Source organism: Acinetobacter sp. LMB-5, from assembly GCF_001541635.1.
GTDB classification, from domain to species: domain Bacteria; phylum Pseudomonadota; class Gammaproteobacteria; order Pseudomonadales; family Moraxellaceae; genus Acinetobacter; species Acinetobacter pittii.
On record NZ_LRDR01000001.1, the window covers coordinates 272,870 to 292,722 of the forward strand.

The 19,853-nt window shown below is 38.5% G+C and carries 16 protein-coding genes and 4 tRNA genes; 13 read left to right on the forward strand and 7 right to left on the reverse strand.

All coding sequences use genetic code 11. The annotated features are described in order from the left end of the window. Positions 1–36: 36 nt before the first annotated feature. Positions 37–573, reverse strand: coding sequence for a cysteine peptidase family C39 domain-containing protein (locus tag AW165_RS01285; protein ID WP_060464756.1), 537 nt, complete (start codon positions 571–573; stop codon positions 37–39). Positions 574–794: 221 nt separating this feature from the next. Here AW165_RS01285 and ahcY point away from each other — a divergent pair, with 221 nt between their 5' ends. The 6 genes from ahcY to AW165_RS01315 all read left to right on the forward strand — a co-directional run bounded on the left by ahcY (position 795) and on the right by AW165_RS01315 (position 10,649). Next, positions 795–2,177, forward strand: coding sequence for an adenosylhomocysteinase (gene ahcY, locus AW165_RS01290; protein ID WP_033847673.1), 1,383 nt, complete (start codon positions 795–797; stop codon positions 2,175–2,177). Positions 2,178–2,247: 70 nt separating this feature from the next. Next, a complete protein-coding gene (gene metF / locus AW165_RS01295; protein ID WP_032004580.1) occupies positions 2,248–3,084 on the forward strand; it encodes a methylenetetrahydrofolate reductase [NAD(P)H] in 837 nt (278 codons plus the stop codon). An 18-nt stretch (positions 3,085–3,102) separates the two neighbouring features. After that, on the forward strand, positions 3,103–3,825 hold the full coding sequence (locus AW165_RS01300; RefSeq protein WP_060464757.1) for a 16S rRNA (uracil(1498)-N(3))-methyltransferase: 723 nt from the start codon (positions 3,103–3,105) through the stop codon (positions 3,823–3,825). A 134-nt stretch (positions 3,826–3,959) separates the two neighbouring features. After that, entirely contained in the window at positions 3,960–6,812 is a 2,853-nt protein-coding gene (locus AW165_RS01305; protein ID WP_060464758.1) for a putative bifunctional diguanylate cyclase/phosphodiesterase, read from the forward strand. 236 nt (positions 6,813–7,048) lie between these two features. Next, complete coding sequence (locus tag AW165_RS01310) at positions 7,049–9,319, forward strand: NADP-dependent malic enzyme (RefSeq protein ID WP_002118176.1); 2,271 nt, start codon at positions 7,049–7,051, stop codon at positions 9,317–9,319. A 91-nt stretch (positions 9,320–9,410) separates the two neighbouring features. Beyond that, positions 9,411–10,649: a multifunctional CCA addition/repair protein gene (locus tag AW165_RS01315; protein ID WP_060464759.1), complete on the forward strand. Its 1,239-nt coding sequence runs from the start codon at positions 9,411–9,413 to the stop codon at positions 10,647–10,649. Positions 10,650–10,691: 42 nt separating this feature from the next. Here AW165_RS01315 and AW165_RS01320 read toward each other — a convergent pair whose 3' ends face one another. Continuing rightward, positions 10,692–11,867, reverse strand: a complete 1,176-nt coding sequence (locus tag AW165_RS01320) for a S1C family serine protease (RefSeq protein WP_005068179.1) — start codon at positions 11,865–11,867, stop codon at positions 10,692–10,694. Between the two features lie 194 nt (positions 11,868–12,061). Between AW165_RS01320 and AW165_RS01325 the strand changes: the two genes are divergently transcribed. The 7 genes from AW165_RS01325 to AW165_RS01355 all read left to right on the forward strand — a co-directional run bounded on the left by AW165_RS01325 (position 12,062) and on the right by AW165_RS01355 (position 14,910). Continuing rightward, positions 12,062–12,820: a Nif3-like dinuclear metal center hexameric protein gene (locus AW165_RS01325; RefSeq protein WP_017386556.1), complete on the forward strand. Its 759-nt coding sequence runs from the start codon at positions 12,062–12,064 to the stop codon at positions 12,818–12,820. Positions 12,821–12,965: 145 nt separating this feature from the next. Continuing rightward, positions 12,966–13,592, forward strand: a complete 627-nt coding sequence (locus AW165_RS01330; protein WP_000208083.1) for a superoxide dismutase — start codon at positions 12,966–12,968, stop codon at positions 13,590–13,592. Positions 13,593–13,738: 146 nt separating this feature from the next. Beyond that, positions 13,739–13,814, forward strand: a tRNA-Asn gene (locus tag AW165_RS01335). Between the two features lie 8 nt (positions 13,815–13,822). After that, positions 13,823–13,898: transfer RNA gene (locus tag AW165_RS01340), tRNA-Asn, on the forward strand. 180 nt (positions 13,899–14,078) lie between these two features. Further along, positions 14,079–14,154: transfer RNA gene (locus AW165_RS01345), tRNA-Asn, on the forward strand. 180 nt (positions 14,155–14,334) lie between these two features. Further along, positions 14,335–14,410: transfer RNA gene (locus tag AW165_RS01350), tRNA-Asn, on the forward strand. Positions 14,411–14,466: 56 nt separating this feature from the next. Beyond that, positions 14,467–14,910 (forward strand): DUF2726 domain-containing protein, encoded by a 444-nt coding sequence (locus AW165_RS01355; protein ID WP_005068176.1) that lies wholly within the window; start codon positions 14,467–14,469, stop codon positions 14,908–14,910. A gap of 4 nt (positions 14,911–14,914) precedes the next feature. Here AW165_RS01355 and AW165_RS01360 read toward each other — a convergent pair whose 3' ends face one another. The 5 genes from AW165_RS01360 to glnA all read right to left on the reverse strand — a co-directional run bounded on the left by AW165_RS01360 (position 14,915) and on the right by glnA (position 19,721). After that, a complete protein-coding gene (locus AW165_RS01360) occupies positions 14,915–15,115 on the reverse strand; it encodes a hypothetical protein (RefSeq protein ID WP_031965257.1) in 201 nt (66 codons plus the stop codon). A gap of 112 nt (positions 15,116–15,227) precedes the next feature. Continuing rightward, positions 15,228–16,685, reverse strand: coding sequence for an alpha/beta hydrolase family protein (locus AW165_RS01365; protein ID WP_060464760.1), 1,458 nt, complete (start codon positions 16,683–16,685; stop codon positions 15,228–15,230). 110 nt (positions 16,686–16,795) lie between these two features. Then, complete coding sequence (gene ubiA, locus AW165_RS01370) at positions 16,796–17,674, reverse strand: 4-hydroxybenzoate octaprenyltransferase (protein ID WP_060464761.1); 879 nt, start codon at positions 17,672–17,674, stop codon at positions 16,796–16,798. Then, positions 17,671–18,180 (reverse strand): chorismate--pyruvate lyase family protein, encoded by a 510-nt coding sequence (locus AW165_RS01375; RefSeq protein ID WP_060464762.1) that lies wholly within the window; start codon positions 18,178–18,180, stop codon positions 17,671–17,673. The genes ubiA and AW165_RS01375 overlap by 4 nt, the downstream gene beginning before the upstream one ends. 125 nt (positions 18,181–18,305) lie before the next feature. Continuing rightward, positions 18,306–19,721 (reverse strand): type I glutamate--ammonia ligase, encoded by a 1,416-nt coding sequence (gene glnA, locus AW165_RS01380; protein WP_002052696.1) that lies wholly within the window; start codon positions 19,719–19,721, stop codon positions 18,306–18,308. Between the last annotated feature and the right edge of the window lie 132 nt (positions 19,722–19,853).

The following is a 19,853-nucleotide window of genomic DNA, read 5'->3' on the forward strand; positions in this document are numbered from 1 at the left end:
TTCAATATGAGCCAGCACTCTACTGGCTCTTTTTATCTAATTCAATTTGGATGAATACATCTGAAAATTACAATCATCAATCACAATAGCCTGACGGCAAATCCCTTCTACTTGACGCTGCTTTTCAAAAACTGCCGCTGACATCGGTTCAAAACTATCAAAAAAGCAGATTTCATTTTGATCTATAGAATAAATGAGCGACTGATTTCCAACACCTTCTAAAGTATCGTAGTACACAATCACCATTTTTCCGTTTTGAATTGCAACTTGAATATCTTGATAGCTCAGCGCAGGTCCAGTTGGAATTCTTAATACCTTTGCTTCTTTATAGCTCATGCGTTCGCTTTGGCTAATGCTAGGATCCTCATCTGAATGAAATGACACTTCAAATCCTAGTTTTTTTAAAGCAACAGCTAAGGCAATAGTATAGGTGCCTCCTTCATCGTGTCGGCAAACATTAATCAGCTCAACCACATCAATTTGTACTCCATGATGCTGAAGCACCATCCAAACTGCAAAAACACCACAGTTTGACTCTAGGCTTGCCAATGACTCGGGAATATTTAATGCCATAATTAGAATCTAAAGTGATAATTACGCAGATAATAAACAAAACTGGATTGGCACTAAAAGCTTTTCCAAGTACAATGTTTCGCTAGTCGAGGGATGCTGCGACAATTGATCGGCACTAAAGATCAATTTGCCAGGCTCGACGATCGGTTAAACACTCGTTTTAACCAACAACGGCATCCGCGAACAGAATGATCAATACTATTTTTTCCTAGGAGATCCTGATGAACGCGGTTAATGCTTCATTTACAGATTACAAAGTTGCTGACATCTCTCTTGCTGACTACGGTCGTAAAGAAATCAAACTAGCTGAAGCAGAAATGCCAGCTTTGATCGGCTTACGTAAACGCTATGCAGCTTCTAAACCACTTGCTGGTGCAAAAATTCTTGGTTGTATTCACATGACCATTCAAACAGCTGTTCTTATTGAAACGCTTGTTGAATTAGGTGCTGAAGTACGCTGGACATCATGTAACATTTTCTCTACTCAAGACCACGCTGCTGCTGCAATTGCTGCTCGCGGTATTCCAGTTTTTGCTTGGAAAGGTGAAACTGAAGAAGAATATGTATGGTGCCTTGAACAACAGATCAATGTAAATGGCCAACCTTGGGATGCCAACATGATTTTGGACGATGGCGGTGATTTAACTGCTCTTGTTCATGAAAAATACCCTGCTCTTTTAGAACGTATTCACGGTATTACTGAAGAAACTACAACAGGTGTTCAACGTCTTATCGAAATGTGGAAAGACGGTTCTTTGAAAGTTCCTGCAATTAACGTAAATGACTCAGTTACTAAATCTAAAAACGACAACAAATACGGTTGCCGTCACTCATTAAATGACGCGATCAAACGTGCAACTGACATGCTTTTGTCTGGTCGCCGTGCACTTGTAGTTGGTTATGGTGACGTAGGTAAAGGTTCTGCTCAATCTTTACGTCAAGAAGGCATGATCGTTCGTGTAACTGAAGTTGACCCGATTTGTGCAATGCAAGCATGTATGGATGGCTATGAAGTTGTATCTCCATACAAGAACGGCGTACAAACAGGTAAAAAAGAAGATATTAACCAAGATCTTCTTGGCAACACTGACCTCGTTGTAACAACAACTGGTAACTACCACGTGTGCGATGCAGCAATGTTAGACAGCTTAAAAGCTGGTGCAGTTGTATGTAACATCGGTCACTTCGACACAGAAATCGATACAGCTTATTTACGTGGTTACAAGTGGGTTGAAGTTAAGCCACAAGTTCACCAAGTTTATCGTTCAGAAGATGAAAATAACTACCTTATCCTTCTTTCTGAAGGGCGCCTTGTAAACCTAGGTAATGCAACTGGTCACCCATCACGTGTAATGGATGGTTCTTTTGCTAACCAAGTTTTAGGTCAAATTCACTTATTCCAAGAGAAATTTGCTGATCTTCCTGCAAATGAAAAAGCTGCAAAAATTCGTGTAGAAGTTCTTCCTAAGAAACTTGACGAAGAAGTTGCCGCTGCAATGGTTGCAGGTTTCGGTGGTGTACTTACACAGTTAACTCAAGAGCAAGCCGATTATTTAGGTGTAGCTGTTGAGGGACCATTCAAGTCTGACGCTTACAAATACTAAGAACTTAAGGGCAGACGGTGAACCGACTGCCCTTTTTTCTAAAATGTTTCGCTGTTTACAAGGATTTGACATGACTAAACGTACACCTATTTCTTTTGAGTTTTTCCCGCCAAAAACTGATGCTGGTGCTGAAAAACTTCGTATTGTTCACCAAGAATTACAACTTCTGAACCCTGAGTTTTTCTCAATTACTTATGGGGCTGGTGGTTCTACTCGCGAACGTACTCTAGCTGCTATTGATGATTTCAATGGTAAAGGTACACCAGTTGCACCTCACCTTTCTTGTATTGGTGATGATAAAGCTCGTATTGCTGAGTTACTGGATTTATATAAAGCTCAAGGTATTAACCGTATTGTTGCTTTACGCGGTGATTTACCTTCTGGTCAGGTTGGACTTGGGGAACTTCCTTACGCACAGGATTTAGTACGTTTTATTCGTGAGCACTCAGGTGACCATTTTCATATTGAAGTTGCAGCTTATCCAGAAATGCATCCTCAAGCTGAAAACCTTGATTCAGATATTCAACGTTTTATTGAAAAAGTACAAGCTGGTGCCAATGCAGGGATTACTCAATTCTTCTTTAATCCAGATTCCTACTTTTATTTTATAGAGCGTTTAGAGCAAGCTGGAATTAACATTCCGGTGGCTCCAGGAATCATGCCAATTACCAACGCAAGTAACTTAATTCGCTTTGCAGACGGTACTGGTGCTGAAATTCCTCGCTGGATCCGTAAGCAATTACAAGCCTATGGTGATGACAGTGAAAGTATTAAAGCTTTCGGTCATGAAGTTGTTGTTAAGTTGTGTGAACGCCTTATTGCAGGTGGTGCGCCAAGCTTACACTTCTATTCAATGAATCAAATCGAACCAACTCGTCAACTTGTTGTTGATCTTGGTTTAAATTAATTTTGTAAGGCGTACCCAATGAACCGTTTTTTTATCGAAACTGAACTTACAGTTGGCTCAACAATTCAACTGACAGAATCAGTATTCCATCATTGGGTGCGTGTTTTACGTGCACAACTACAAGAACAAGCGACTCTATTTAATGGACAAGGTGGGGAATATCTTGTGACTTTGACAGAAATTAATAAAAAAAATGCGTTTGTCACAATTGAGGATTTTAACCCTGCAAACCGTGATGCCCCTTTTAAAGCTATTTTAGGTCAAGTCATGAGTAAAGGCGATCGAATGGATTATGCCATTCAGAAAGCCACTGAATTAGGTGTAAGCCAGATTCAATTGCTAACAAGTGAGCGTTGTGAAATGCGCTTAAAATACGATCGAGATCAAAAAAAATTAGATCACTGGCAAGCTGTTGCAATTGCAGCATGTGAACAATGTGGCTTGAACTTGGTTCCAGAAGTATTAGCGCCTATTTCTCTTCATGAATGGTTAAGTTCTTCTGAGCTTCCACAATCTAAATTTGTTTTAGCACCAGAAAAAGAACAAAAAGATGTATTGGCGGGAATACAGCCTGAACTTGCCTTATTGATTGGCCCAGAAGGTGGACTAAGTGAAAATGAAATTACCCAAGCCAATCAAGCTGGATTTATGAACTGGTGCATTGGTGACCGAGTTTTGCGTACAGAAACTGCCCCTGTTGTTGCCTTGTCTATTTTAAATTATCGATTTTTATCCACCTAAGTTCTCTGCACATTGATTAAATCATTATTTAAAGTTAACTTACTTTTATTGTATGAATAAAATTTCAAATTCTTTTTCACTGATAAATCAGATTCTTTCTGTATATATGTAAAAAAATAGGATAGAAAAATCTTATGTCTGGGCTTCAGGAAGAATATCTACAGCATCAAACAAAAATTGAACAGCTGAAACTTTCAACTCAATATATCCGCTGGTATTTAATTAGCCTGATATTACTGTGCCTCATTTCATATGGTATTTTTTCTTACTATTTTTCATCTACAATAACAATATTTAGCTGGTCTATTGGCCTTACCGTCGTAGCTCTTGTCTGCTTATTATTTATTCCAAATATTTTAACTCACTATCGCACGATTGATTTTACAAAAAAAGCTGATCTTGTCTTACAAAGTATTTGTTTATTCTCAGGAATTTTAATTGGAATAAATGTCACAATTATTCATTTCTATCTTCCTCCTGAATTAATTGCACTACCAGATGCGCATATTTTAATTGCTTTATTTATTACTTCGGCTCATATCATTGGACTTACTTTTTTAACACAGCAACCCCGATATTTTTATCTCTTATTTATTCCTAGCACCTTCCCTCTACTAATTGCTCAATTCACACATAAACCAATTACTCAGCTACCTTTTTATTTCGCCTATAACCTCACCTTTGTCGCAACTGTGCTTTGTGCATATGCAACTCAACGCAATTACCAAAAGATCTCTCAATTATTATTAAAAAATAAACAGCTTGTTCAAATTTCAGACCAACATACCCAATGGGCTGAAGAATTATGTGTACAACTCCAACAAGAAGTGAATAAGTCCAAAGATATTGAAGCCCAGCTTCAATTTAATAATCATTTGCTTGAGCAAAAAGTACGAGAACGTACCTATGACCTCACCAAAATGAATGAGCAACTCGAAAGCCATCACTATAATTTAGCTTTTGCACATGAAACTGCGGGTATTCGACCTTGGGATTGGGATATTGAAAGTCAAAGATTGGAAATTACATTTTTCGATCAACAAAAACAAACTCAAACTGCCGTTATTCATCTCAATACAATATTAGATCGTATACACCCAAGCGATAAAAAACTTTTTGACGAACGTTTAAAACAACATTTGGAAGGCATTACAGATCATTTTAATATCACCTTTCGAATTTTACGTCGAGATGGTTCTTGGAGATGGATTCATGATGTAGGCCGTGTCATCACCAGAGATCCAAAGACACAAAAAGCGCTTCGTATGGTGGGAATGACCCGTGATATACATCAAGAGAAAAAGGATCAAGAACATCTAAGGCTATCTGCAATTGTGCTCGAGCAAGCTGCGGAAGGAATATTTATTTTAGATGAGCACCTAAACTATATTGATATTAATCCCTACTACGAAAAATTAACTGGATTTTCCAAATCAGAACTTCTGAATAAAGAACTATTTAGCATTACAATTAATCAAAAAGAATTGCAACAACAGTTTCATACATCAATAACCCAACAGCTCTTGGAGACAGGAGAATATATGGGTCAGTTTGACGAAAAGTTTAGTTCTGGTAAAAGCGTATATTTATGGTTGCATATCAATGTGGTCAAAGATGAATTCAATCAAATTACCAATTATATTGGATTTGCAAGCGACCTCACTGAGCAAAAGCGCCAAGAGCAACACCTATCTTACTTAAAAAACTACGATAGCCTCACCCACCTGCCTAATCGTCTTTACTACTATAATCAATTACATCAATATCTTGTAAATCCTTCATATAACATTAAAAATTTAGCATTAATACGGGTAAATATTGACCGCTTCCGAGCGTTCAATGAATTTTTAAATAATGATAGTGGTGATGAATTACTTAAACAGTTCGCGCAAAGGTTACGCTTAATCAATATCAATGCGATTTTAGTCGCCTATTTAAATAGTGATGATTTCGCAATCATTTATGAGATTTCGCCAATTCACCCAAATGTTGAGCAATATTGCCAAAATATTTTACAAGCACTCAATGCACCTTTTTACATTGATAATCACGAATATTTTATTACCGCATCTATCGGTGTTGCATGTTTTCCTGAACATGGCAGACAAATTGATCATCTCAACAATCATGCAGAGCAAGCACTTTCAGAGGCAAAACGTTTAGGTGGTAATACAATTTGCTATTACTGCAATAAAACAAATCACTCATATAAAACTGCCGATTTAGAACAAGAGCTACGTAAAGCTATTCAAAATGATGAATTTGTCGTTTATTACCAACCCAAAATTAATCTACAGGATCAATCAATTATCGGTTTTGAAGCACTCATTCGTTGGCAGCATCCTGAAAAAGGATTAATCCTGCCGAATATGTTCATACCTTTTGCTGAGCGTAGTAGCCTGATTTCAGACATTGGTAAAGTTGTTTTAGATAAAGTTGGAAAACAACTCCAAGAGTGGAAAAATGCAGGCTATATCAATATTCAAGTCTCTGTAAATATTGTCGCTCAACAAATACATCGAGGCTTATTACTCAATGACTTAGATGAGGTTTTGCAAAAATATAATATTCAAGGTTCAGATCTCGAACTTGAAATTACAGAGTCAGCCCTTTTAGATAATACTGCCAATGTAAAAACACTATTACATGCGATAAAACAACGAGATATCTCAATTGCTTTAGATGACTTTGGTACGGGTTATTCCTCTTTAGCCTATTTGACAGAGTACCCAATTGACGTATTAAAAATTGATCGTGCTTTTATTTCTAAAATTGGTGACCATAAACAAGAAGCAATTGTAAATGCAATGATCGCGATGGGTAAAAGTATGGGACTTAAACTGGTTGCTGAAGGTGTAGAAACAAAAGAACAAGTCACCTATCTACAAAAACAACAATGTGATTTTTTACAAGGCTATTTCTTTAGTCGTCCTATTCCTGCCGAGCAGATTATTCCTTATCTACAAACAAATCCGCATATTTCTTAATTGTTCCAATCATCTATTTTACCTATGCTGCTTTTTCCAAAAATGAGCGTTTTTGACTGTGAGAAATAAAGAAGTAGTGTTATATTCTTTAGCATTTAGCTCACAACGGGGCTATTGGCAATTCGTCTACTATTCTCTTAATTGGTAAAAATTAAAGCGTAGTTAAAGAAGTGAGTTGCCTCTCCCTAAATGAGCAATTTGACTAGTTTGCTTTTTTGTATCAAATAGAGACTCAGATGGACGATCAATCTTTAAAACAGGCCGCTTTAAATTACCATGAATATCCAAACCCAGGGAAAATCAGCGTCACCCCAAGTAAGCAACTTGTCAACCAACGAGATTTGGCTCTAGCCTACTCACCAGGAGTTGCTGCGCCATGTTTAGAGATTGAACGTGATCCATCTGCTGCTGCTAAATATACAGCTCGCGGAAACTTGGTTGCCGTAGTCAGTAACGGTACAGCTGTTCTTGGTTTAGGTAATATTGGACCATTAGCATCTAAACCTGTAATGGAAGGTAAAGGCGTACTTTTCAAGAAGTTTGCTGGTGTTGACGTATTTGACATCGAAATTGCAGAAAACGATCCAGATAAAATTGTAGATATTGTTGCCTCTCTTGAGCCAACTTTCGGTGGTATCAACCTCGAAGATATTAAAGCGCCAGAATGTTTCTATATCGAAAAGAAACTTCGCGAACGCATGAAAATTCCTGTATTCCATGACGATCAACACGGTACAAGTATCATTGTAGGTTCAGCTTTGCTCAATGCATTGCAACTTGTAAATAAGAAAATTGATGAAATCAAAATTGTAGCTTCAGGTGCAGGCGCTGCTGCCCTCTCTTGTTTAGATTTACTTTGTGCTTTAGGCGTAAATAAAGAAAATATCATTGTTGCCGATTCTCGCGGTCTACTCACTACTTCACGTGAAGGCTTGGATGAATCGAAAAAACGTTATGTTCAAGATATCAAAGCGACTCAGTTACATGAAGTGATGGCTGGTGCTGATATGTTCTTGGGTCTTTCTGCTGCTGGTATTCTCACCAAAGAAATGGTGAAACAGATGGCTGAGAACCCTATTATTTTTGCTTTGGCAAACCCAGATCCAGAAATTTTACCTGAACATGCACATGAAGTACGTCCTGATGTAATCATGGCAACTGGTCGTTCTGACTATCCAAACCAAGTAAACAACGCATTATGTTTCCCTTACATTTTCCGTGGTGCGCTTGACGTTGGTGCAACAACGATTAATGAAGACATGAAAATTGCATGTGTACATGCAATTGCACGTATGGCACACGTAGAAGCAGATGCAGCAACTTATGGCGAAAAATCTGCTTCATTTGGCCGTGACTACTTAATTCCACGCCCACTTGACCAACGTTTAATTTTAGAAATTGCTCCTGCTGTTGCTAAAGCTGCAATGGACTCAGGTGTCGCGACTCGTCCAATCGAAGATTTCTCTGCATACCGTCAAAAATTATCTGAGTTTGTTTATAACTCTGCATTCTTGATGAAACCGATTTTTGCTCAAGCAAAAACTGATCCTAAACGCATCGCATATGCTGAAGGTGAAGATGAGCGCGTATTACGTGCAGTGCAAATCGCAGTTGATGAAGATTTAGCTAAACCAATTTTAGTAGGTCGTACTGCTGTAATTGAAGCTAATATCAAAAAATTAGGCTTACGTTTACAACATGGCGTAAACATTGAGATTGTAGATCAAGAACAAAACCCGATGTATGAAGAGTTTTGGAAAGACTACTATCAAACAATGCAACGCAAAGGCATTACTGTTGAATATGCTCAACGTGAAGCTCGTCGCCGTTCAACTTTAATTGCATCTTTACTGGTTAAATTTGGTAAAGCAGACGGTATGTTATGTGGTACTTACAGTAGCTATAACATTCACCTTGACTTTGTACGCAATGTTATCGGTCTTAAAGAAGGCATGAACAACTTCTTCACATTAAATGCATTAATGCTTGAAGATCGTAATTTGTTCATTGCAGATACCTATGTAAACACTAATCCTACTGCTGAACAACTTGCTGAAATGACTATTTTGGCAGCTGAAGAAGTACGTCGCTTTGGTATTACTCCACGCGTAGCACTTCTTTCTCATTCAAGTTTTGGTAGTGACCAAACTGATTCAAGTGCTCAAAAAATGCGTGAAGTTTATCGTATTTTATCTGAGCAAGCTCCTGAGCTTGAAGTTGAAGGTGAAATGCACGGTGATGCAGCATTAGACGAAAACATTCGTCAATTTGCATTCCCTGGCTCACGTTTTAAAGGTTCTGCAAACTTGCTCATTATGCCAAACCTAGATGCTGCAAATATTTCATTTAACTTGTTGAAAGCAACTTCTGGTAACAACGTTACTATTGGTCCAATTTTACTTGGTGCAGCAAAACCTGTTCATATTTTGACACCGACAGCAACAACTCGTCGTCTTATCAATATGACTGCTTTAACTGTTGCTGAAATCCAACAACAAGAAAAGTAATTTAGAAACTGCTTTTTACGAAAAGCATCTCTAATGACTTGAGAAAACCTCTATTCTGTAGCATGATTGCTTGAAGAATAGAGGTTTTTTCATGCAAGTGTATTTAGTAGGCGGTGCCGTCCGTGATTTTTTACTTGGGCATCCCTATCAAGAAAAAGATTATGTTGTTGTCGGTGCAACGCCGGAACACATGCTCGCCCAAGGTTTTCAACCTGTAGGCAAAGATTTTCCTGTGTTTCTTCATCCTGAAACGAAAGAAGAATATGCACTTGCACGTACTGAAAGAAAATCTGGTAAAGGCTACCACGGCTTTCAATTTTTTACCGATAGCACAGTAAGTTTAGAAGAAGATTTAATCCGCCGTGATTTAACCATCAATGCCATAGCAATGGATCAGGATGGCAAACTATATGACCCATATGGCGGTCAAACAGATTTAGAAAATAAAACTTTGCGTCATGTTTCAGAAGCTTTTGCTGAAGATCCTTTACGTGTTTTACGTGTTGCACGTTTTGCGGCTCGCTATTCTTCATATGGTTTTCAGATTGCGCCAGAGACAATGCAGCTTATGCAAACTATGGCTGAGTCAGGTGAGCTTGATGCCTTAACACCAGAGCGTGTGTGGAAAGAGACTTCTCGCGCACTTTTAGAAGATCATGCGGACGTTTATTTTCAGACATTGCGTGACTGTGGGGCGTTGAAACATCTTTTCCCTGAAATTGACGCATTATTTGGTGTACCACAGCGCCCTGAATATCATCCAGAAGTGGACTGCGGCATACATACCTTAATGTCATTACAGCAAGCTTGTAAATCAAACTATTCACTTGATGTTCGATTTGCTGTTTTAGTACATGATTTGGGTAAAGCATTGACTCCAGCTAACGAACTTCCTCGCCACATCATGCATGAAGAACGTGGAGTAAAACCTGTTACCGAGTTATGTGAACGTTTAAAAGTTCCAACTCAAACTAGACAGTTGGCATTATCAGTGTGTAAAGAACATCTAAAATGTCATCAAATTATGTCGTTAAAACCAGGAACTGTATGGCGTCTATTACAGCGTCTAGATGTATTACGTCGTCCTGAGAGAGTTGAAGCTTTTGTACAAGCATGTGAATGTGATGCTAAAGGAAGATTAGGTTTAGAAGACCGACCTTATCCACAAGCTCAATACATGTTGGATGCGATGCAAATCGTTCGCTCTATTAAAGTTCAGGATTTACCTGAAAACATTAAAGGTGCTGAGATTGGTGAAATGCTCATTCAGTACCGTATTGATGCTTTAACTGAGTTCAAACATCAGCATCAAGCACTATCTCATACTTAATTAACACCAAGAAAAAAGCCTCATTACGAGGCTTTTTTATCTTTACTGTTTAGGCAGCGGTATAAATTGTGATTGAGTATTTTGGTTTTTTCTTTCCCCTACTGTCACCACAAAGTTTTGTTGCTTCCCATCTCGCTCGACCATTACATTAATTTCACTGTTAGGTGCTTGTAATGCAACGTAATTAATCAAATGAGATGCTGAAGTGATTTGTTGATTATTCACCTGAATAATTTTATCACCAATCTTAATACCTGCTGAGGCAGCTGGACCATTTTTCAAGACATCTGCAACCACAACCCCAATTTGCTGTTTTGGTGCCAATACATCTTCTTGTGTAGGTGGCACTAAACTAATCCCTAACCATCCACGAACTACACGGCCATCTTTCAAAATTGAGTTTAGTACTTGTTGACAAACTTTAGCAGGAATTGCAAAACCAATTCCTAAAGAACCACCTGACTGAGAGAAAATAGCAGTATTTACCCCGATTAAATTCCCAGCCACATCAATTAATGCTCCACCAGAGTTACCTGGGTTAATTGCGGCGTCTGTTTGAATGAAGTCTTCATAGGTATTAATGCCTAAATCAGAGCGTTCAGTCGCAGAAATAATACCTTGAGTTACCGTTTGGCCTACGCCAAATGGGTTACCAATTGCTAAGACCACGTCACCTACTTCATTACCACTCAGTTTAAATGGCAATACCGGTAATTTATCTAAGTCGATTTTAATTACAGCCAAATCGGTATCTGGGTCAGTTCCAACAATCGTTGCTTCTGCACGACGGCCGTCATGTAATGCAACTACAATCTGATCAGCTTGAGCAATCACATGATTATTCGTCAAAATATAACCATCAGCTCGTACAATAACCCCAGAGCCTAAGCTATTTTCATTTTGCTGTTGTTGTTCAGGAACCTGATTTCCAAAAAACTCACGGAAGACCGGATCACTTAATAATGGATGATTTTGTTTAACTTTCTGGGTCGTAAAAATATTAACAACTGCTGGCGCTGCAACTTTTACTGCAGCGCTATAAGATACCACCCCGCCCGCTCGCGAAGTATCAACGAGTGGTTCAACTTTCTCAGCAGGCATTTGCACCCCATCAACTGCAACAGTTGGTTTCGGCTGATGGTATTTTTGCCATGCAATAAAACTGGCAATTACAATAATAAGTAACACCCAAGGTAACCATGTAAAGGTGCGGCGCACGTTCATATCCTCTACGCAAAGAAGTTTTTAATTAAATTAATATATTGAACAAAAAGAGTTTTCAGTTAAGCATTTTAAATTAAATATGTCGATATACATAAAAAAGTCAAAAAAGATTTGTCTAGCTTTAGTTACACAACAAAATATGTTTCTATAGCTTTAGCAATTATTTACTACTCAATTCAGGAAATATCATGGCAAATTTGCATGAAATTATTCAGTGGTGCGACCAAACCTTAAAAGCGGCAGAATTTAAAGATTACGCACCAAATGGCCTGCAAATTGAAGGTTCAACTGAAGTAAAACGTATCGTTTGTGCGGTTACTGCTTCCGAAGATGCGATTGATGCAACAATTGCTCAAAATGCAGATTTATTACTCGTACATCATGGTTATTTTTGGAAGGGTGAACCGTATCCAATTACTGGAATGCGAGGCAACCGCATTAAAAAACTCATTCAAAATAATATTTCATTAGTCGCTTATCATCTACCTTTAGATGCACACCTAACTTTGGGCAACAATGTAGCGATTGCAGAAAAACTAAACTTGAAGAATTTAGAACCACTCGATTTAACCGAGAAACATCCGATTGGTAATATTGGTTATTTAGAGCAAGCAGTTTCTGTAGATGAGTTTAAAGCACAGCTTCAAAACAGTTTTGATTTTAAAGTGATTCATTTACCAGCAGAAAAGCAAAGCATTCAAAAAGTAGGCTTCTGTACAGGCGGCGCTCAAGATTTTATTGCTAAAGCTGCTTTGCAAAATTGTGATGCTTATATTTCAGGTGAAGTCAGTGAACGAACTTTTTATGAAGCAAAAGAATTAGGGGTTCACTATTTCGCCTGTGGTCACCATGCTACTGAGCGTTATGGAGTTCAGCGTTTGGCACAAGCGATCTCAAAACAGTTTTCAATTGAGGCTGAATATTTTGAATTGAATAATCCGATTTAATTAAGTCTTTTTTTCAATCTGTGTTATGCGTATTAATTAGATCTTTATTGTGTATAGTTCTTTAAAACGATGCCCTATTGTTACCAGAATCATTTACAATAGAGCCACTTAATTGTATAACCCAGCAAATGCAAGGAATAGGAACATGACAACCATTACTTTACCTGCACTTCCATATGGCTATGATGATTTAGCGCCACATATTAGTAAAGAAACTTTAGAATACCATCACGATAAACACCACAATACCTATGTTGTTAACTTAAACAACTTAATCAAAGGGACTGACCTTGAAGGTAAAACTTTAGAAGAAATCATTAAAGCGACTGCTGGTGATGCATCTAAAGCTGGTATTTTCAACAATGCTGCTCAAGTTTGGAACCACACTTTCTACTGGAACAGCATGAAGCCAAATGGTGGTGGTAAACCTACTGGCGCAATCGCTGCTAAAATTGATGAAGCTTTTGGTAGCTACGAAAAGTTTGCAGAAGAATTTACTGCTGCTGCAACAACTCAATTTGGTTCAGGTTGGGCTTGGTTAGTTGCTGATGAAGTAAATGGTAAATTATCTATTACTAAAACTTCTAATGCAGACACTCCACTTGCACATGGTCAAATTGCTGTTTTAACAATTGACGTATGGGAACATGCTTACTACATCGATTTCCGTAACTTACGTCCTAAATACATCGCAACTTTCTTAGAAAGCCTTGTGAACTGGGACTATGCAAATGCAAAACTTGCAGGTCAACCAGCTGGCGTAGAGAAATAATTTTATTTCTTTATAAAAAACCACCCTATTTTGGGTGGTTTTTTTATTTTTAATACAACAAAAGCATATTAATCAAGCAAACGATTCATTTTCTTTAATATTCTTATTGACGCTTTTAGATTTCATCCATAAAATGCGCATCAGATTCTCCAATAGCTCAGTCGGTAGAGCGACGGACTGTTAATCCGCAGGTCCCTGGTTCGAGCCCAGGTTGGAGAGCCATCTACTAATCTCCCATAGCTCAGTCGGTAGAGCGACGGACTGTTAATCCGCAGGTCCCTGGTTCGAGCCCAGGTGGGAGAGCCAAGATTCTAAAAGCCCGCATTTATTGCGGGTTTTTTCTTTTCTAAGATTTAATAATTTTTCATTATTTTGAATAAAATCAATGTTTCGAGTATTTTTAAACCAAACGACAAGATATTCTCTCTAATTCTGCTATTAAGGCTTGACCCAGCCCTCTTTCCTGCCTAAAATCCTTTTCCAGATTCTCCCATAGCTCAGTCGGTAGAGCGACGGACTGTTAATCCGCAGGTCCCTGGTTCGAGCCCAGGTGGGAGAGCCAAGATTCTAAAAGCCCGCATTTATTGCGGGTTTTTTCTTTTCTAAGATTTAATAATTTTTCATTATTTTGAATAAAATCAATGTTTCGAGTATTTTTAAACCAAACGACAAGATATTCTCTCTAATTCTGCTATTAAGGCTTGACCCAGCCCTCTTTCCTGCCTAAAATCCTTTTCCAGATTCTCCCATAGCTCAGTCGGTAGAGCGACGGACTGTTAATCCGCAGGTCCCTGGTTCGAGCCCAGGTGGGAGAGCCAAGATTCTTAAAAACCCACTCATCATGAGTGGGTTTTTATTTGTATGATGCCTTCACATGTTCGAATCGAGTCACTTATTTTTTATTGTTTTAGGTTGCGTAAGTACCTGTATTTTTCTTCTTGTTTGTTTACGCCCTTATTTATTTCCAAAACAAAAATTCTTTGCTCGCCCTGTCATTACAAACTTTGAAACTCAAATGTTTATACGCTTAAAACAAAGTTTTCCCAATTATCATGTGTTAGCACAAGTGGCTTTTAGCGCTTTAATTACCAGTAATGACTATAAAATTCGTAGTCAGTTCAATCGTAAAGTTACTGACTTTGTGGTGCTCAACGACAAGATGGAAGTCATGGCCATTATTGAGCTAGATGACCCTACCCATCTTGAAAAAGTAGAAGAAGACCGTATTCGTGATCAAATGCTCACTGAAGCAGGCTACCTTGTAAAGCGTTACACAAATATTCCTACTGTACGCCAATTACAAAAGGATATTCATTAACAAGCTATTTTGTTTCAGAGTTTGCAGCTTCTTTCTCAGCTATTCTTTTTGCCATCTCTAAACGCTGCTGTTCATATTGTTTTTTATTCTTAGCATCACTTTTTGCAGCCAAGAAAAGTATTCCAATAATCAGAAAAGGAATAAGTAAACCTAATCCCATTAATAACCAAGGAACAGATTTTTTTTCAACAGGTTGCTGGCTCATAAGTTCTTCAAACTCAAATAGTATCGATTTCAGAATGCGTAACAATATAACAAAAAGAGCCACTATAAAGTGGCTCTTTTTTAAAGCTATTTTCTAATTCAACAAATAAATCTTAGAATTTACCTGTGCAGTGTGGACTTTGGCTGGCATCTTTCTGTGCATCAGTTAATACAATACCTGTACCCGCTGACATTTTAGCTTGAATGAAATCTACAGCATTGGCATTTTGACATATGATTGCTTGAGTATGGGTCGCATTCGGTACAATGGTTAGCTTATAGCCTTGATCGTAGGCTGCTTGAGGGAAAAACTTCAAAGCATTCGCTTTCATATTCGCGAATAAGCCTTGCGTCACCACAGGCAATACCGCTTGATCTTTTTTGCCTTGAATAATAAATACCGGTGTTTTAATAACTTTCTCAGCAGTAGCATTTGTTGCAGGCTGAGTTGCTGTCAAAAAGTTTTGAACGACTTGATCTGCTTTAAATTTATTTAGATCAATACCATACTGGGTAATTTGATGTGTAGGGTCGGCCAAGAAAGCTAAGATTCCTGCTTTAAATTTCTCTTGCAAGCCATTCGCACTATCAGGTGTAGGATAACTTAGACATGCACCATCATCCCCTGTACGACCATAAGCCAATTCTGCAATGTCAGCTGCTCCCGATGTAAAAATTGCCTTCAAGTCATAGTCTGGTTGCTGTGCTTTAATCCCTGCACTTGCGAATGCTGCATATGCTAATAATTCGGCATATCCTTCTGCAGTTTTATCAATTGTAGGTACAGCAAGTGCTAGTGGATCATTTGGAGACATTTGACCTGCTGCTATCGCTGCATCAATTTGTCTACGCGCTATAATCGCTTGATCTAGCTTACTAACTGCAAAATTACTGTCTTGATTCATTTCAGGATCAATATAAATCTGAATAATTGTTCCTAAGCTTGATGCAGGTGCTCCAGCTACAGCACCTTTATAACTTACATCCGTATTAGCAAACTCAGCAGTACCCAATGATGCATGGCCACCTTGAGACTGACCAATTGACATCCAATCACCTTTTAACTGAGCACCATAATGCTCTTTTACTGCTTTAACTGCAGCTAACGCTGATTTTGCTTCGCTAGATAAGTTTAAGTACGGATGCACCCCTGGTGTGCCTAACCCCTCATAATCTGGTGCCACAATCACATAACCTGCTGCTAATAAAGACTCAGCAAGGATTTTAAATCGAGGATTAATAGCATTTTTGCTTGGCGCACAACCATCACCCACCCCAACAGTTCCATGTTCCCATACCACTACACGATAACCATCTTTCGGTTGTATTGCTTTTGGAAACAATACCATTGCTGTAGCAGTTGCTGTTTTTCCTTGAACATTTGCCATGTTATAAGTCATTACTTTGATCGTTGAAGCATTATCAACTTTATCAATTGCGTAATTACTTTCTGAGACATAAGCTTTATTTGTGTCTATCCCTGTGTAGTCATCATCATCGTCATTACACGCTGTAAGAAATAGTGCTGAAATTGATAATGTTATAGCTAAAGCAATTTTTGACCGTTTCATAGAATATCCTTTTTATGTGTTATTTATTCCGCATATTTTTTATGCACAAATATTAAGACATAAAAAAAGTGCTCTGCATAGAACACTTTTCAACCTCACGGTCATTTTTACTATATGAAATTTAAAAATATTCCTAGAAAAATGATTAATCCAACCCAACGATTGTGACGGAATGCCCAAAAGCAGACTTGAGGGTTGCGGTCTTTGGTTTTAATTGTTTGATATATAAAATCGAATGCTACAATCACTAAAGCGATGATCGCCCATGGGAATAAAATATTTTCTAAATATAATGCAGTACCAATCAAAACAAGACTGGTTGCCTGTAAGAGTGCAATAATCTGGATGTCATATCGGCCAAAAAGAATAGCTGTAGATTTCACACCAATTTTTAAATCATATTCACGGTCAGTAATTGCATATTGAGTGTCAAAAGCCACTGTCCATGCCAAATTACCAAAATAAATTAGCCAACACGTTATATCTAAAGGCTTACCCATTGCAGTAAATGACATTGGAATCCCCCAAGAAAATGCCATACCTAACACTACTTGCGGTAAATGGGTATAACGTTTCATAAAAGGATATATAAATGCTAACGCTAGGCCCCCTAATGCACAGTAGAACGTCGCGATAGGTAAAAAGAACAATGTACAAGCACTGGCAAATACTAATGCTAAAAATACATACACCGCTTCTCTTGGACTAATTACCCCTGTTGCCAAAGGGCGTGTTTTTGTACGCTCTACATGTCCATCTACTTTACGATCAGCAAAATCATTAATTGCACAGCCAGCGGCACGCATAAAAATTGTACCTAATACCATCGCCAAAAGAATATGTAGAGGTGGCATTCCCTCTGCTGCAATCCAAAGTGCCCACATGGTTGGCCAAAACACCAGTTCTGTTCCAACAGGCTTATCAAATCGACATAGATAATAATAAGCCTCTAAACGCTGACGCCATGTTGTACCTGTTGCAGTCGTCATAGTAATTCCTTGTCGTGCTGCTGATTTAAAAAAGCTTCAAAAGCCGGTAAGAATGTTTCTTGGACGATAAATTTACATCCATGCCAAGTATAGCAACTTTGTCGCGTCCAGCCTTCTGACAAACGAATGACACGACGGTCACAAAGCGGAGTTGTTCTTTGAAATAGGAAAAAGCCAATCGGTTTAGAACCGATGTGCTGAAATATACGCGCTCTTTTTTGTAAGCTTTGAATTGGAAAAATACTTTTTGCTTTCACCCATGGTTTTGCTTCACAACCATATAAATAGGTTTCCCTTACCCATGAAGTATGAGCATGAGGCATGTTCATCCATTGACTATCTGCCAAAGTTAAACGCTGAAAGTGTTCTTTAAAAGGCTTCACGCTGAACTGGCCACCACCAAGCTCAGTGAGTTGTTGAGTCAGAGAACCAGACGCATACAACCATGTTTTCAACTCAGGATTTAAAGTCTTTTCCTGTTTAAGTACTGGTTGTCGTTTACGCATAATCTGCTCACATGAAAACTCGCACCTAGTTTACCCCAATTTTTTGATAAAAAACGTAGAGAATTCAATCAACATTCTAAGCAATAAAAAAGCCTGCATAAGCAGGCTTTTTTACGAAATATGTATTACAAGCTGTAGTACATATCGAATTCAACTGGGTGAGTAGTCGTGTTAAGACGACGTACATCTTCAGTTTTAAGTTCGATGTATGCATCAAGCATTTCTTTAGTGAACACGCCGCCTTTTAATAAGAATTCGTGATCTGCTTGAAGTGCTTCAAGAGCCATATCTAGGCTATGAGCAACTGTTGGGATTTTTGCTTCTTCTTCTGGAGGAAGATCATACAAGTTCTTATCAGCAGCTTCGCCCGGATGGATCTTGTTTTGGATACCGTCGATACCAGCCATTAACAATGCAGCGAAACCTAAGTACGGATTCATCATTGGGTCTGGGAAACGAGCTTCGATACGCTTACCTTTAGGGCTAGAAACGTATGGAATACGGATAGAAGCAGAACGGTTACGCGCTGAGTAAGCAAGCATAATTGGTGCTTCGAAGTGAGGAACCAAACGCTTGTATGAGTTTGTAGATGGGTTTGTGATTGCATTCAATGCACGAGCGTGCTTGATGATACCACCGATGAAGTACAACGCCATTTCTGAAAGGCCTGCATATTCATCACCAGCAAACAAGTTCTTGCCATCTTTAGAGATAGACATGTGAACGTGCATACCAGAACCGTTATCACCTACCATTGGTTTAGGCATAAAGGTTGCAGTTTTTGCATATTGATGTGCAACGTTCCAAACAGCATATTTGAACTGTTGAACTTCGTCAGCTTTACGTACAAGTGTATTGAAGCTCACACCAATTTCTAACTGGCAAGAAGCAACTTCGTGGTGATGTACTTCTACACGACCTGGACCCATGATGTCTTCGATTTTTGCACACATTTCTGCACGCATATCTTGTGAAGAATCAACTGGAGGAACTGGGAAGTAACCGCCTTTAACACGTGGACGGTGACCAGAGTTACCAGACTCGTAGTCTTTACCAGTAGACCAAGCAGCTTCTTCAGCGATTAATGTATGACGAGCGCCAGACATATCGATGTCCCACTTCACTTCGTCAAATACAAAGAATTCTGGTTCTGGACCAAAGAATGCAGTATCACCGATACCTGTAGATTTTAAGTATTCTTCTGCACGGCGAGCAATCGAACGTGGGTCACGCTCATAACCTTGACCAGTTGAAGGTTCAATAACGTCACAAGTCACAACTACAGTTGGTTCAGCAAAGAACGGGTCGATAAAACCAGTTTCCGCATCTGGACGTAAAATCATGTCAGATGCTTCAATGCCTTTCCAACCAGCGATTGAAGAACCATCAAACATTTTACCGTCTTCAAAAGTATCTTCATCAATAGAATCAGCTGGGTAAGTTACGTGCTGTTCTTTACCCTTAGTATCAGTAAAGCGAAAATCGACCCATTTTGCGCCACTTTCTTGTATGAGTTGAAGGACCTTGTTCGCCATGCTCATTTTGCTCCAATGAAATTTTGTTGCACTTGTTAAGTGCGTGATAGTTGCTGGTATTTATATAGCAATTCTCATACCAACTTTATAAGACTTACCTAAAACATTGAATTGCTTATAACTATCCATGATTTAGGC